This is a genomic window from Caballeronia sp. LZ033 (genome assembly GCF_031451265.1).
GTDB lineage: Bacteria > Pseudomonadota > Gammaproteobacteria > Burkholderiales > Burkholderiaceae > Caballeronia.
On sequence record NZ_JARUXQ010000001.1, the window covers coordinates 284,777 to 299,670 of the forward strand.

Below are 14,894 nucleotides of genomic sequence, written 5' to 3' on the forward strand. Positions count from 1 at the left end.
CCGAAGAACCGAGGCACGTTTCATCGATGCAAACACAACGCTCCACCGCCGCCGACACCGATCCCGACAAGACCCCCCGCGCCCGGCAACGCACGGCCAGACAAGGCTCCTGGACCAGCGGACGCTGGATGCTGGTCTTGCTGGCGCTCGTGTGCGCGGCGCCGGTGATCGCGTCCTATCTGATGTACTACGTGTTCAAGCCGGCGGGCGGCACGTCGAGTTACGGCGCGCTGGTCGAACCGCAGCGGCCGATTCCTTCGCAACTGGTCGTGACGAACGAGCAGGGGCAGAGCGTGCCGCTCAAGTCGCTCGAAGGCAAATGGCTGATGATCACGGTGAACGGCAGCGCGTGCGACGAGCAATGCGTGACGCGCCTCTACTTCATGCGTCAGGTGCGCGTGCTGCAATCGGGCGAGCGCGAGCGCGTGGTGAACGTCTGGCTGCGTACCGATGACAAGCCGGTCTCCGACGTCATCAAGGCCGCCTATCCGCAACCCGACACGCGCATGCTGGTCGCCGACGAGAAGGCGGTGGCCGCGTGGCTGCCCGTCGATGACGGCACGAAGCTCACGGACCACATCTATCTCGTCGATCCGAACGGCAATCTGATGATGCGTTTCCCGAAGAACCCCGATCCGAAGAAGATCAACGGCGACGTGGCCAAGCTGTTGAAGTGGTCGCGGATCGGTTGATGGGCGCCTGATACTGAAGTGCAAGGGTAAGAGAGCATGTTCCTACTGCAACTGGGGCTGATCGGCGTGTGCATCGCGCTGCTGCCGCTGTCCTACGTGTGGGTCAAGGCTGATGACAGCAAGTTTCGCAAGCTCGTCTGGCTCACGACTTTCCTGACGCTCGACCTGATCATGTTCGGCGGCTTCACGCGCCTGACCGATTCGGGCCTCGGCTGTCCCGACTGGCCGGGCTGCTACGGCACGTCGTCGCCGTTCATCGCGCATGCGCAGATTGCCGCCGCGTACCAGGCGATGCCGACCGGCCCCGTCAGCATGATGAAGGCGTGGATCGAAATGCTGCACCGTTACTTTGCGATGGCGATCGGCGTGCTGATCATCGCGCAGACGATCATCGCGTGGGCCGCGCGCATCAGGAAGCGGCCGCTGCACGTGTCGCCGTGGTGGCCGACCGGCATCCTCGCGCTGATCCTGCTGCAAGGCGCGTTCGGCGCATGGACAGTCACGCTCAAGCTGCAGCCGGTGATCGTCACGACGCACCTGCTGCTCGGCCTGGCGCTGCTCGGCGTGCTCGGCTGGCTGGCCGCGCGCATGACGCCGATTCCGTCGCTCGACACCGCCGCCGCGCGCTGGATGCCCGCCGCGATGTTCGGCTTGCTGTTGCTGATCGTGCAGATTGCGCTGGGCGGCTGGGTCAGCACCAATTACGCGGTGCTCGCGTGTACCGACTTCCCGCTGTGCAACGGCCAATGGATTCCGCCGATGAACTTCGAGCACGGCTTCCATCTGTGGCGCGCGCTCGGCATGACCGGCGACGGCGACGTGATCTCGCAGGACGCGCTGGTCGCGATCCACTGGACGCACCGCACCTTTGCGATCGTTGTGGTGTTGTACCTGCTGTGGCTTGCAAGCCGCCTGCGACGATTCGAATCGCTGCGCAAGCCCGCGAATGGCGTATTGTTCGTGATCGTGATCCAGTTCCTGACCGGCCTCTCGAACATCGTGCTGCAATGGCCGCTGCCCATTGCCGTCGCGCACAACGGCGGCGCCGCGATCCTGTTGCTGCTACTCGTTATGCTAAACTTTCGAATCTCTTCCAGCCGTCCCGGCCGCGCCACGCTTCCCGCGCGCGACGTCGTTTCAGCGTGACTCCACATCATGGACAGCACGACTCTCAACTCCCCCATCGGCAGCCGCGCAGCGCAGTATCTCGCGCTGACCAAGCCGCGCGTCACGCAACTCGCGGTGTTCTGTGCCGTCATCGGCATGTTCCTGTCCACTCCCGGCATGGTGCCGTGGGACAAGCTGATCGGCGGCGCCGTCGGCATCTGGCTGCTGGCAGGCGCGGCCTTCGCCATCAACTGTCTCGTCGAGCAGAAAGTCGATGCCAAGATGCGCCGCACTGCATGGCGTCCGTCCGCGCGCGGCCAGATCACCACGGCGCAGATCCTGTGGTTCTCGGCGGTGCTGGGCGGCATCGGCATGTGGACGCTCTATCGCTTCACCAATCCGCTCACGATGTGGCTCACGCTCGCCACCTTCGTCGGCTATGCGGTCATCTATACGCTGCTGCTCAAGCCGTACACGCCGCAGAACATCGTGATCGGCGGCGCGTCCGGCGCCATGCCGCCCGCGCTCGGCTGGGCCGCGGTGACGGGCGCCGTGCCCGGCGACGCGTGGATTCTCGTGCTGATCATCTTCGTCTGGACGCCGCCGCATTTCTGGGCGCTCGCGCTGTATCGCCGCAAGGACTATGAGAACGCCGGCCTGCCCATGCTGCCGGTCACGCATGGCGAGAAGTACACGCTGCTCAACATCTTCCTGTACACGCTCGTGCTGTTCGCCGTCACGCTGATGCCCTACATCTCCGGCATGAGCGGCGTCGTGTATCTGGCGAGTGCGATCGCGCTCGGCGCGGGGTTCATCGGCTATGCGTGGAAGATGTACCGCGATTATTCCGATGCCCTCGCGCGCAGGACCTTCCGCTATTCCATCGTGTATCTGTCGCTGCTGTTCGGCGCGCTGCTCGTCGATCATTACGTGCGCACGGTGATCGGGGCATGATGGCCGGTCTGCGTCGTCTGTTCGCGCTGCTGTTCATCGCGGCGCTGCTTTCCGCCTGCGAGAAAGCGCCCGATTTCAAGAATCTCGACATCACCGGCAACAAGCAGTTCGGCAGCGCCTTCTCGCTGCCCGACACGCACGGCAAGACCCGCACGCTCGGCGATTTCAAGGGCAAGGCCGTCGTGCTGTTCTTCGGCTATACGCATTGCCCCGATGTCTGCCCGACCACGCTCGCCGAACTCTCGCAAGCGCTGCAGCAACTCGGCGACAAGGCGCAGGACGTGCAGGTGCTGATGGTGACCGTCGATCCCGCACGCGATACGCCTGAATTGCTGGGTCAATACGTGGCGGCCTTCAATCCTTCGTTCATCGGCCTGAGGCCTGATAACGACGCGCAGCTCGCGCAGGTCGCCAAGGACTTTCGCGTGTACTACGCGAAATCGGCGGGCAAGACCGCCGACGACTACACGATGGATCACACCGCTGCCAGCTACGTCTTCGACAAGGACGGCAAGCTGCGTCTCTTCGCGCGCGACGGCCAGGGCGTCGAGCCCTGGGTGCACGACCTGAAGCTGCTGATCGACTGAACCTGCAAACGGCCCGCTCGACGGGCCGTTTTCTCATGCGTCGGAAGAAGGCTCCGGCAGGTTCAGCCCGGGCGCAAGCCGCGTGGCCTTGAACTCGGTGATCTCGTAGTGCGCGAGATTTTGCTGCGTGAACGGGTCCTCGGCGATGATCGCGTCGAGCCGCTCACGTTCGATGTTCGACGCCAGGATCACGCCGCCCTCGCGCGGTACCTTCGGCCCCGCGATGACGAACACGCCCGCCGCGAAATAGCGTTCGAGAAAGAGCCGGTGAGCGTCGAGTGCGTCGTCGATTTCGGCCAGCGCGCCGGTATAGCGCAGGTTGATCAGATACATGTCGAGGCTCGTCTCCTTTGAATGCGCAATGGTGATCTTCTGTCGCGATTCTAGCTGCGTCGTGATGCACGTGATAAAGACATGAGCAAACGGTATTTCGACTTGCACCAGCGCTGTGCGAACATCCGTCACCCTGGCGCGTCACTCACCGGCGCCTACCTGCAAGCCACGCATCATCGAAACAAGGAACACCATGCAGCGCAGAAATTTGCTCAAAGCTCTTACCGCCCTCACCGCCCTCACGTCCGCCGCTTTGTTCGCGAGCGCCGCCGCGCACGCGGATGACAAGGTCATCAAGGTCGGCACCATCAGCGGCCCCGACGCGCAGATCTGGCAAGTCGTGCAGAAGGTCGCGAAGCGCGAAGGGCTGAACGTGAAGGTCATCGAGTTCAACGACTACGTGCAGCCGAACGCCGCGCTCGACGCCGGCGATCTCGACGCCAACAGTTTCCAGCACCAGCCTTATCTCGACAGCCAGGTGAAGCAGCGCGGCTACAAGATCGTCAGCGCGGGCCTGACCTATATCTCGCCGCTCGGCGTGTATTCGAAGAAGCTCAAGTCGTTGAAGGACTTGCCGCAGGGCGCGAAGGTGGCGGTGCCGAATGATCCGTCGAACGAGAACCGCGCGTTGCTGCTGTTGCAGACGCAGGGCGTGATCAAGTTGAAGGCGGGCGCCGGCACGAACGGCAACAACGCGACCGCGCTCGACGTGGCGGCGAATCCGAAAAAGATCAAGCTGGTCGAACTCGATGCAGCGCAGTTGCCGCGCACGCTCGCCGACGTCGACGCTGCCGTCATCAACACGAACTTCGCGCTTGCGGCAGGCCTGCAGCCGACGAAGGACGCCATTGCGCTCGAAGACGTGCATAGCCCGTACGCGAACCTGATCGCCGTGCGCGCGCAGGACAAGGACCAGCCGTGGGTGAAGAAACTCGTGGCCGCCTACCAGTCCGACGACGTGCGCCAGTTCCTGAAGAGCGAGTTCAAGGGCTCGATGGTGCCGTCGTTCTGAGGGCGCTCGAAGGCTCGACGCCTTCGCCCGTCATTGCCAGCGACGGCGTCCTGCGGGACGCCGTTGTGCCTTTCACGCCGCGCCGCTTCATTCGACAAACAGCTGCTGCAATTCGCGTTGCCAGATCAGGGTGGTCGAATCGTCCTGCACGGGCGTGAAGCCGGTATGCAGGAACAGTCCGCACAGATCCTCCTGAGCCTCCTCGAGACGGCAGATCACCTGTCCATAGCCGGCGCCGTGCGCGAAGTTGGTGGCGGCGGCCAGCATCCGTTCTCCAAGCCCGCGACGGCGCGCGCCCGGCTCGACGAACAACATGTCGATGCTCGCCTGCGTGTGCGACGCCTCGGTCAGCATGGCTGCGCCGATACGCGTGGAATTGTCCTGCTCCGCCACCCAGCAGGCGATACGCGGTGTGTTCGCCTGCATGGCCGTCAAAAAGCGCGCGACCAGTTTCGCGGCGAACGCCTCGTGCTGCAACTTCGGCCGTCCGGCCACGGAAAGGTGTGCATGGCGCTCGATCATCCAGCCGAAGTCGCCGCCGCGTGGACCACGAAGACGCGTCTCGACATCAGGACGCGCCGGCGACAGCAGGCGTTCGACATCCGCCATGGCCGAGCACAACTGCTCGATTTCGGCGCACGTGAGCTTCTTCAGCAACAACGCGGTGTCGCCGGAAACATGCAGGTCGATTTCATCGACCTTGGCCTTCGCCTCGGGTGTGATTGACAGCAGATGAGCGCGTCCGTCCGCCTCGTTCTTGCGGCGCGCGATCAGTCCGAGCTTCTGGAAGTTGCTGATCAACCGGCTGAGATAGCCGGTGTCCAGTCCAAGATTGCGCGACAGGTCCGCGGCCGTGCTGGCTTTGTGCTGCGCCAGCTCGTGAAGGATGCGAATCTCGGTAAGGGAAAGCGAACTCTTGTGAAGCCGCTCATGGAGCGCGCCGGTATGGCGCGCATAGAAGCGGTTGAAGCGACGCACTGCTTCAACGGCCCGGCTCGGATCTGGATGGCCCATCGCGTAGTCTCTCAAAAATTTTTGATTGAATTTAGTTTTGAATCCGAATTAGCGACAGCATTGTGCCAAGAAGGATTGGTCATGCGAATACGAAAATGCCCGAAAGTTGAATGAATTCAACATTGCAAACCACTTGTAAAAGTGGAATGCCGATACGGGTAAATCCTGATGTTCGTCAAATTCGAAAAAATGCGAAAAAAATCATTTAACTAATTGATTTGAAACAGGTTATATCGCTATCGCAGGGGCGTTGAACAAGCGTTGACTGGTATTATGTTGGTTATATAATGGGCTCCGTTCAAGGTTTTCGGGAGCCCAGATGGGTGACGATTGGCAGGCATTGACGCCGGATGCACAGAGCGCAACGCCGCTCTACCTGCAGCTTGCGTCGCGTCTTGCCAGCGCCATTCATGCGGGCACCTGGAGCGCAGGCGAGGCGTTGCCGGCGGAGCGCACGTTGTCGGAAGCGGTGGGCGTGTCGCGCATCACGGCGCGCAAGGCACTGGCGCTGCTGGTCGAGCAAGGCCTGATCCGGCGCGCACGCGGTGCCGGCAGTTTCATCACGCCACGCACCGAAGATCCGCTGTCCCGTCTGACCGGCTTCACGCGAAAAATGGAGCAGCGCGGCTTCAGGTCGGATTCGGTCTGGCTGGATCGCAGACTGCGCACAGCGAATCGGGAGGAAACGGTGCGTCTGGGTCTGTCTCCGGGCGCGGCCGTTGCGAGCCTGAAGCGTCTGCGCCGTGCGGACGGCATCGTGATGGCCGTGGAGCAATCAACCTTGCCGGTGGCCGTCGTACCGGACCCGGACGCAATCGGGCTGTCGCTGTATCGCTATCTGGAGGAGCGTGGACTGTCGGTGGTGCGCGCGTTGCAGCACTTTCGCGCGGTGAATGCGAGTGTGGACATCGCCCGGCTGATGGGTGTCGCGCCGCGCGCCGCCTTGCTCGTGATCACGCGGATCGGCTATTCGGCGGATCAACGCGCAATCGAACTGACGGATACCTATTGCCGCGACGACTACTACGACTTCGTCGCGGAACTGCACCGATGAATTCCCGGTAGCGCAATCACCCGCAAGCCCCGCATCACCCGCAAGCCCCGCATCACCCGCAAGCCCCGCATCACCCGCAAGCCCCGCAACACCCGCAACACCCGCAAGCCCCGCAAGCCCCGCAACACCCGCAACACCCGCAACACCCGCAGCATCAGCAACAAAGAACAGAACGAGAGGACCCAAGGAAGCCGTTCGCCTTTCCATCCGATGGAAGCCTGCTCGCAGCAGGGCGCGGACGACACTGAACCTCATTCAAGCATCGCGTACTTCCAGAGAACTTCATGCTGAAAGGAAACATACTCACGACCGACGGCTGGATCCATGGCTCGGTGCGTTTCGAGAACGGCCGCGTGACGGCGCTCGAAGGGCATATCGTCGATCCGCTCGCGAACGATGCGCCATACATCCTGCCGGGCTTCATCGACCTGCACGTGCATGGCGGCGGCGGGCGCGACATCATGGAAGGCGGCGACGCCGCCGACACCGTGACGCGCCAGCACGCGCAACACGGCACGACGAGCCTGCTCGCCACGACCATGACCGCGCCGCGCGACGAACTCATGCAGGTCGTGGCCGGTCTCGGCGAACAGGCGAAGCGGCGCGCGGCAGGCGGCGCACGCGTGCTCGGCGTGCATCTCGAAGGGCCGTACATCAATCCCGGCAAGCTGGGCGCGCAACCGGACGCGGCTGCCGTCGCGGTGCGCAGCGAGGTGCTGAAGTACCTCGAACTCGCGCCGATTCGCGTGGTGACGATCGCGCCGGAAATCTCCGGCCATCTCGACATCATTTCCGACATGGCGGCGCGCGGCGTACGCGTGCAGCTCGGCCATTCGCTCGGCACCTATGACGACGCCGTCAACGCGCTCAAGCACGGCGCCCGCGGTTTCACGCATTTGTTCAACGCCATGTCGCCGCTGCATCACCGCGATCCGGGCATGGTCGGCGCGGCGCTCGCGCATGCCGAATACGCCGAGCTCATTCCCGATCTGCTGCACGTGCATCCGGGCGCGATCCGCGCCGCGCTGCGTGCGATCCCGCGCCTGTATGTGGTCACCGACAGCACCTCGGCGGCGGGCATGCCCGACGGCGAATATCGCCTGGGCAGCCAGCATGTGACCAAGTGCATGGGCGGCGTGCGTCTCGCCGACGGGACGCTTGCCGGCAGCACGCTCACCATGGACCAGGCGCTGCGCAATCTCGTCTCGCTGGGCATTCCGCTCGCGGACGTCTCGAATCGCCTGTCGCGCTATCCCGCCGATTACCTCGGACTCGAAGATCGCGGCCGCATCGCGCGCGGCGCATGGGCCGATCTCGTCGTGCTCGACCGGGACCACGCGCTGACCGCCACGTATGTCGAAGGAGAATCCATTGTCGAATATGCTTAACGAAGCGCTGGAAGCCGCGGATGTCGTCGCGGCCCAGCTCGCCGATACCTCGCGCGTCGAGACGCTCGCCGTAAAACTGGCGGAGCAGCCGCGTCACGTCGCGCTGACCGTGGCGCGCGGCAGCTCGGATCACGCCGCCAGTTATTTCGCAAGCCTGACCATGAGCCGCCTCGGCGTGCCGGTCGCTTCGCTGCCGATGTCGGTCGCCACGCTGCAACAGGCGCCGCTGCGCGTGTCGGGCCAATTGGCCGTCGCGTTCTCGCAGTCGGGCAAGAGCCCGGATCTCGTCGGCACGATGCAGGCGTTGCGCAACGCCGGCGCCTTCACGGTCGCGGCCGTCAATGTCGAAGGCTCGTCGCTCGAAAGCGCCTGCGAATACTTCCTGCCCTTGCTCGCGGGTCCGGAACTCTCGGTGGCCGCGACCAAGAGCTACATCGCGATGCTGTCGCTCTCGGCCATCGTGGTCGCTCACGTGCAACGCGACGCCGAACTGCTGAAGGCGCTCGAATCCCTGCCGGACGCACTGCGCGCCGCGGGCCGGCTCGACTGGACGCGCGCGGTGACGGAGCTGACGAACATCGACCGGATGATCGTGATCGGACGGGGTCTCGGTCTCGCGATCGCCCAGGAAGCCGCGCTCAAGCTCAAGGAGACCTCGGGCATCCAGGCCGAGGCGTTCTCCAGCGCCGAAGTGCGTCATGGTCCGATGGAAATCATCGATCGCGACTATCCGCTGCTCGTGTTCGCGCCGCGCGGACCGGAGCAGGCAGGTCTGATCCAGCTTGCCGCCGACATGCGCGCACGCGGCGCGCGCGTGCTGCTCGCCGCGCCGGACGACGTTGCGGATGCAGAGCTGCCGCTCGTCGCCACGGATCATCCGGCGCTGGATCCGATCGCCGCGATCCTTTCGTTCTATGTGATGGCCGCGGGTCTGGCCGCCGCGCGCGGGCGCAATCCCGACGCGCCGCGCCACCTGAACAAGGTCACCGAAACCCATTGAGTGAGAAAGCCGATGCGCCGTGCCGAGGAGTCCCTGTTGAATCATTCCACCGATAACCCGAGCGATGTCGTGCTGCTCGCGCCGTTCACCGGCCCGATCGTCCCGCTCGCCGACGTGCCGGACCCCGTGTTTGCGCAGGGCATGTTCGGCGACGGCATCGGCATCGATCCGCTCGACAACGTGCTGGCCGCGCCCTGCGACGGCACCGTGACCCATCTCGCGCGCACCCATCACGCGGTGACGCTGCGCACGAAGGAGGGCGCGGAAATTCTCGTGCATATCGGCATCGACACGGTCGAGCTGGGCGGCGATGGCTTCGCGCCGATGGTCGAGCAGGGCGCCGAAGTGCGCGCCGGCCAGCCGCTGATCGAGTTCAACGCAGATTTTGTCGCGCAACACGCGCCCAGCCTCGTGTCCGTGATCGCCATTGCCAACGGCGACGCGTTCGATGTCATCGAGCGCGCCGGGCGCGGCGTGCTGAAGTCCGGTGCGCGCTTGCTGGTTCTCCGTGCGAAAGCCGGCGAGCGGGCCGAGACGGCGCGTTCCGGTGCGCTCGTCATGGAAGAGGCGCGCCGCCGCCTGACGCTGGCGAGCGCGGGCGGTCTGCATGCGCGGCCGGCGGCGCGGGCGCGCGAGGCCGCGCGCGGTTTCGACGCCAAGGTGGAAGTGCGTTACGAAGGCAAGAAAGCGCCGGTGGAGAGCGTGGTCGGCTTGCTCAGCCTCGGTGCGGGCGAAGGCGTGACGGTCGAACTGGTCGGCATCGGCGCGCAGGCGCAGCAGGCCGTGGATGCGGTCGCCGCCGAATTGCTGCGCGAGGCGCATGGCGAAGTCGAGAAATCGCGGGCGCAGACGCGTTCGCCGGCGCCTGTCGCGTCGGCTGCGCGGACGGCCGACGCGGGCCAGCCGCTGCCGCCCAACACGCTCGCGGGCGTGTGCGCCGCGCCGGGCATCGCGGTCGGAAAGCTGGTGCGATGGGACGACCAGGACATCGTGCCGCCGGAGCAGGCGAGCGGTTCGTCGGCGGCGGAAAGCCGTGCGCTCGATCGCGCCATCGCCCAGGTCGATGCCGAACTCGGCGAGACCGTGCGCACTGCCTCGCAGCGCGGCGCGGTGGGTGAGGCGGGGATTTTCGCGGTGCATCGCGTGCTGCTGGAAGACCCGACTTTGGTTGACGCCGCGCGCGATCTGATCAGCCTCGGCAAGAGCGCGGGCTTTGCGTGGCGCGAAGCGATCCAGACGCAGATCGCGTTGCTCTCGAACGTGCAGGACGATCTCCTCGCCGAGCGCGCCGCCGATCTGCGCGACATCGCCAAGCGCGTGCTGCGCGCGCTCGGGCTGACCAATACGGCGGCAGCGGAACTGCCGCCGGAAGCCGTGCTCGCGGCGACCGAATTCACCCCGTCCGACCTGGCCTCGCTCGACCGCACGCGCGTCACGGCGCTCGTGATGTCGCGCGGCGGCGCAACTTCGCACGCGGCAATCATCGCGCGGCAGATCGGCATCCCGGCGCTGGTCGCCATCGGCGATGCGCTGCACGCCATTCCGGAAGGCACGCAGGTCGTCGTCGATGCCTCGGCGGGCCGCCTCGAGCATGCGCCCACCGACGTCGATGTCGAACGCGCCCGCGCCGAGCGCGATCGTCTGGCCGGCGTGCGCGAAGCGAACCGCAAGCTGTCGCAAGAGGCGGCCTCGACGAAGGACGGCCGGGCGATCGAAGTCGCCGCCAACATCGCGACGCTCGACGACGCGAAGGCCGCCGTCGAGAACGGCGCCGACGCCGTCGGCCTGCTGCGCACCGAACTGCTGTTCATCCATCGCCAGTCGGCGCCCACCGCCACTGAGCACGCGGAGAGTTATCAAGGAATCGTCGACGCCTTGCAGGGCCGCACGGCCGTCATCCGCACGCTGGACGTAGGCGCGGACAAGGAAGTCGACTACCTGACGCTGCCGCCTGAGGAAAATCCGGCGCTGGGCCTGCGCGGCATCCGGCTCGCACAAGTGCGCCCCGATCTGCTCGACGACCAGTTGCGCGGCCTGCTGGCCGTCAAGCCGGCGAGCGCGGTGCGCATTCTCCTGCCGATGGTCACCGATTCCGGCGAGCTTCAGCGCCTGCGCGCGCGCATCGACGAACTGGCGCGCGAAGCGGGACGCACGGAGCCGGTGGAAGTGGGCGTGATGATCGAGGTGCCGTCGGCGGCGCTGCTCGCCGACCAGCTCGCGAAATACGCGGACTTCCTCTCCATCGGCACTAACGATCTGACCCAGTACACGCTCGCGATGGACCGCTGCCAGCCCGATCTCGCCGCGCAGTCGGACGGTCTGCATCCGGCTGTCCTGCGCCTCATCAAGACGGCGGTGCAGGGCGCGGAGAAGCACGGCAAGTGGGTCGGCGTGTGCGGTGCGCTCGGCGGCGATCCGGTTGCGGCGCCCTTGCTCGTCGGCCTCGGCGTGACCGAACTGTCGGTCGATCCGGTGTCGGTGCCCGGCATCAAGGCGCGGGTGCGCAATCTCGACTATCAGCTTTGCCGTCAGCGCGCCGAGGATTGCCTCGCGCTCGAATCGGCACAGGCAGTAAGAGCGGCAAGCCGCGAGATCTGGCCGCAGGACTGATCGTCCCTTGCGGTCCGTCGCGCGCACGCCATTTTTGGCCATCCCCGAAGCAGTAACGACAAGACCTATATTTTTGGAGAACCCGATGGACGCCAACCCGTTTGCGAAAATGCAGCGACTAGGTCGCGCGCTGATGCTGCCGATCGCCGTGCTACCGGTGGCCGGCCTGCTTCTGCGGCTCGGCCAGCCCGATGTCTTCAACATCAAGATGATCGCCGACGCCGGTGACGCCATCTTCACGAATCTGCCGCTGCTGTTCGCCATCGGCGTGGCGGTGGGTTTCGCGAAGGACAACAACGGCACGGCGGGCCTGGCCGGTGCGATCGGCTATCTGATCGAGATCGCCGTGATGAAGGACATCAACGACAAGCTCAACATGGGCGTGCTGTCGGGGATCATCGCCGGGATGGTGGCCGGCTATCTGTATAACAAGTACAAGGACATCAAGCTCCCCGAGTACCTGGCGTTCTTCGGCGGCAAGCGCTTCGTGCCGATTGTCACGGGCGTCGCCTGCCTGATACTCGGCATCGTGTTCGGCTATGTCTGGCAGCCGGTGCAGGCGGCCATCGACAGCGCGGGCAACTGGCTCACGACGGCCGGCGCGCTCGGCACCTTCGTGTTCGGCGTGCTGAACCGGATCCTGCTCGTCACGGGCCTGCATCACATCATCAATTCGCTGGCCTGGTTCGTGTTCGGTTCGTTCACCCCGCCCGACGGCGGGGCGATCGTGCATGGCGACCTGCATCGTTTCTTCGCCGGCGACAAGACCGCGGGCGGCTTCATGACCGGCTTCTTCCCGATCATGATGTTCGGCCTGCCGGCCGCGTGCCTCGCGATGTTCCACGAAGCGCCGAAGGAGCGCCGCGCGGTGGTGGGCGGCCTGTTGTTCTCGATGGCCCTGACCGCGTTCCTGACCGGCGTGACCGAGCCGATTGAATACAGCTTCATGTTTCTGGCGCCGGTGCTGTACGGCATCCACGCCGTGCTGACGGGGCTGTCGCTTGCGATCTGCTCCGCGCTCGGCATCCATCTGGGCTTCACGTTCTCGGCGGGCGCGATCGACTACGTGCTGAACTACGGGCTGTCGCAGCGCGGCTGGCTGGCGCTCGTGATCGGCGTGATCTATTTCGTCATCTACTACGGGCTGTTCCGCTTCTTCATCCGCCGCTTCAACATGGCGACGCCGGGCCGTGAGCCGGCCACGACCGACGCTGAAACCGATGCCATGCAAACGGTGGAAGGCGGCCTGATTCCGCCGCTGCCGGGCACGGTGGCCGCGTCGGCCGCGAGCTCGCGTGCCGCGAAGTACATTGCCGCGCTGGGCGGTGCGTCGAACCTGACGCTCGTCGATGCCTGCACGACGCGCCTGCGTCTCTCGGTCGTGAACTCGGAGAAGGTCTCGGAAGCGCAGTTGAAGACGATTGGCGCGCGTGGCGTGCTCAAGCGCGGCGCGACCAACGTGCAGGTCATCATCGGGCCGGAAGCGGATCTCATCGCCGATGAAATCCGCGGTGAACTGGAGCATTCGTCGGAGCGCGGCGCGACGCCGGCATCGTCGGCGCCGGCGCAACCGGCGGCGGCTGTTGTGGCATCGGCCACGGCTACGGCTACCGCGACTTCCGGCGATCAAACCGCCGGCCCGCTCGATCCCGATCCGCTGCGCTGGCTCGCGGTGTTCGGCGGCGCGACCAATGTGGCCTCGCTCGATGCCGTCGCGGCGACGCGCCTGCGTGTGGTCGTGCGCGATCCTTCGTCGGTGGATCGGCAGCGGCTGTCGGCGCTGGATGTGGCGTGGGTGTCGGCGGATACGTTCCACATTGTCGTGGGCGCGGCGGCGCAGCGTTATGCCGCGCAGATGTCGACGCGTCTGTCGAACAATGGCGGCGGCGCGGCGCCCCTGCCGGCGTGATGCGGTGATGGAGCTGTCGTAACGTAACGGCGCCTGCGGGCGCCGTTACTTATGCTGCATTCGGAGCAAGAAAAAAGAAAAGGCCGGCCGTCTTGCGACGGCCGGCCTTGCAGTTTCTGCTTAAGGCATAGTCAGGCGTTACGCGTAGTCGTGCAGCGCGGAACGCATCTTCTTCATGGCGCTGGCCTCGATCTGGCGAATGCGCTCCGCCGAGACGCCGAATTCATCGGCCAGTTCGTGCAGCGTCTTGCCGCCCGAGCCGTCGTCCTGCACGTCGAGCCAGCGCGCCTCGATGATGCGGCGGCTGCGCTCGTCGAGCGACTCCAGCGCGTCGGCCAGGCCGTCGCTTTGCAGCTTGTCGAACTGGCGCGCGGCGATCACGTTGGTCGGCTCGTTGTGCGAGTCAGCCAGATAGGCGATGGGCGCGAACGCTTCCTCGCCGTCTTCCACCTGGCCTTCGAGCGCAATGTCGCCGCCCGACAGACGCGTTTCCATCTCCGCAACTTCCTCGCGCTTCACGTTCAGTTCGCTCGCGAGGCCTTCGATCTCGTCCGGCGTGAATGCCGCATGGCTGGTCTTGTGGCTGCGAAGATTGAAGAACAGCTTGCGCTGCGCCTTCGTGGTTGCGACCTTGACCATGCGCCAGTTGCGCAGGATGTATTCGTGGATCTCGGCCTTGATCCAGTGCATGGCGTACGACACCAGGCGCACGTTTTGCTCCGGGTCGAAACGCTTCACGGCTTTCATCAGACCGATGTTGCCTTCCTGGATCAGGTCCGCGTGCGGCAGGCCGTAGCCAAGATAGTTGCGGGCGATCGACACGACCAGCCGCAAGTGCGAAAGCACCAGCTGGCGCGCGGCGTTCAGGTTGCCCTGTTCGCGGAATTCGGTGGCGTACTGACGTTCCTCTGCTTGCGACAGCATCGGAATACGGTTCACTGCTTGTATGTAGGAATCGATGTTGCCGATCTGGCCGGTCAACATCGACGACTGTGCGTACGTCAGCGCGCCTGCCGAAGATGCCTTGGCAGGTGCCGAGCTCAGTACATTCGGAAGGGTCATCGCATTGGACACGCTCATAAGCTCCTTAATCAACAATTGCTGTTTGCCTTGGCCTTCTGTTGATTCCGGCCGCGGCAAGTCAAGCACGATATTAGCACTCCGGTTCAACGAGTGCTAAGTGTTAGAGGGGAGGGATATGCGGGAGTTCCCACAAATGCTATCAGAGTTGCGG

The 14,894-nt window shown here is 65.0% G+C and carries 13 protein-coding genes; 10 read left to right on the forward strand and 3 right to left on the reverse strand.

Annotation, left to right across the window (positions count from 1 at the left end):
* Positions 1-26: 26 nt before the first annotated feature.
* The 4 genes from QCE62_RS01420 to QCE62_RS01435 are packed head-to-tail and all read left to right on the forward strand — an operon-like array spanning position 27 to position 3,340.
* A complete protein-coding gene (locus QCE62_RS01420; protein ID WP_404987123.1) occupies positions 27-692 on the forward strand; it encodes an SCO family protein in 666 nt (221 codons plus the stop codon).
* A 36-nt stretch (positions 693-728) separates the two neighbouring features.
* Positions 729-1,838, forward strand: coding sequence for a COX15/CtaA family protein (locus QCE62_RS01425; RefSeq protein WP_309913483.1), 1,110 nt, complete (start codon positions 729-731; stop codon positions 1,836-1,838).
* A gap of 9 nt (positions 1,839-1,847) precedes the next feature.
* Complete coding sequence (cyoE, locus tag QCE62_RS01430) at positions 1,848-2,753, forward strand: heme o synthase (RefSeq protein WP_309807102.1); 906 nt, start codon at positions 1,848-1,850, stop codon at positions 2,751-2,753.
* Entirely contained in the window at positions 2,750-3,340 is a 591-nt protein-coding gene (locus QCE62_RS01435; RefSeq protein ID WP_309913485.1) for an SCO family protein, read from the forward strand. The genes cyoE and QCE62_RS01435 overlap by 4 nt, the downstream gene beginning before the upstream one ends.
* 33 nt (positions 3,341-3,373) lie before the next feature.
* Here QCE62_RS01435 and QCE62_RS01440 read toward each other — a convergent pair whose 3' ends face one another.
* Positions 3,374-3,673: a YciI family protein gene (locus tag QCE62_RS01440; protein ID WP_309913488.1), complete on the reverse strand. Its 300-nt coding sequence runs from the start codon at positions 3,671-3,673 to the stop codon at positions 3,374-3,376.
* A 193-nt stretch (positions 3,674-3,866) separates the two neighbouring features.
* Here QCE62_RS01440 and QCE62_RS01445 point away from each other — a divergent pair, with 193 nt between their 5' ends.
* Entirely contained in the window at positions 3,867-4,685 is an 819-nt protein-coding gene (locus QCE62_RS01445) for a MetQ/NlpA family lipoprotein (protein WP_309913492.1), read from the forward strand.
* Positions 4,686-4,772: 87 nt separating this feature from the next.
* On the opposite strand, the gene QCE62_RS01450 is transcribed toward QCE62_RS01445, so the two are convergent.
* Positions 4,773-5,699 (reverse strand): bifunctional helix-turn-helix transcriptional regulator/GNAT family N-acetyltransferase, encoded by a 927-nt coding sequence (locus tag QCE62_RS01450; protein ID WP_309913494.1) that lies wholly within the window; start codon positions 5,697-5,699, stop codon positions 4,773-4,775.
* A 319-nt stretch (positions 5,700-6,018) separates the two neighbouring features.
* Between QCE62_RS01450 and QCE62_RS01455 the strand changes: the two genes are divergently transcribed.
* From QCE62_RS01455 to nagE, 5 genes are all read left to right on the forward strand, one after another.
* Positions 6,019-6,753 carry a GntR family transcriptional regulator gene (locus QCE62_RS01455; protein WP_309913497.1) on the forward strand — a complete coding sequence of 245 codons (735 nt, stop codon included), beginning with the start codon at positions 6,019-6,021 and terminating at the stop codon, positions 6,751-6,753.
* A 284-nt stretch (positions 6,754-7,037) separates the two neighbouring features.
* Positions 7,038-8,141 (forward strand): N-acetylglucosamine-6-phosphate deacetylase, encoded by a 1,104-nt coding sequence (gene nagA / locus QCE62_RS01460; RefSeq protein WP_309913500.1) that lies wholly within the window; start codon positions 7,038-7,040, stop codon positions 8,139-8,141.
* A complete protein-coding gene (locus tag QCE62_RS01465) occupies positions 8,134-9,141 on the forward strand; it encodes an SIS domain-containing protein (RefSeq protein WP_309919528.1) in 1,008 nt (335 codons plus the stop codon). The genes nagA and QCE62_RS01465 overlap by 8 nt, the downstream gene beginning before the upstream one ends.
* Positions 9,142-9,153: 12 nt before the next feature.
* Positions 9,154-11,751, forward strand: a complete 2,598-nt coding sequence (gene ptsP / locus QCE62_RS01470) for a phosphoenolpyruvate--protein phosphotransferase (RefSeq protein ID WP_309919531.1) — start codon at positions 9,154-9,156, stop codon at positions 11,749-11,751.
* Positions 11,752-11,836: 85 nt separating this feature from the next.
* On the forward strand, positions 11,837-13,660 hold the full coding sequence (gene nagE / locus QCE62_RS01475) for an N-acetylglucosamine-specific PTS transporter subunit IIBC (RefSeq protein ID WP_309913503.1): 1,824 nt from the start codon (positions 11,837-11,839) through the stop codon (positions 13,658-13,660).
* A gap of 138 nt (positions 13,661-13,798) precedes the next feature.
* On the opposite strand, the gene rpoH is transcribed toward nagE, so the two are convergent.
* Positions 13,799-14,734: an RNA polymerase sigma factor RpoH gene (gene rpoH / locus QCE62_RS01480; protein ID WP_309811346.1), complete on the reverse strand. Its 936-nt coding sequence runs from the start codon at positions 14,732-14,734 to the stop codon at positions 13,799-13,801.
* Between the last annotated feature and the right edge of the window lie 160 nt (positions 14,735-14,894).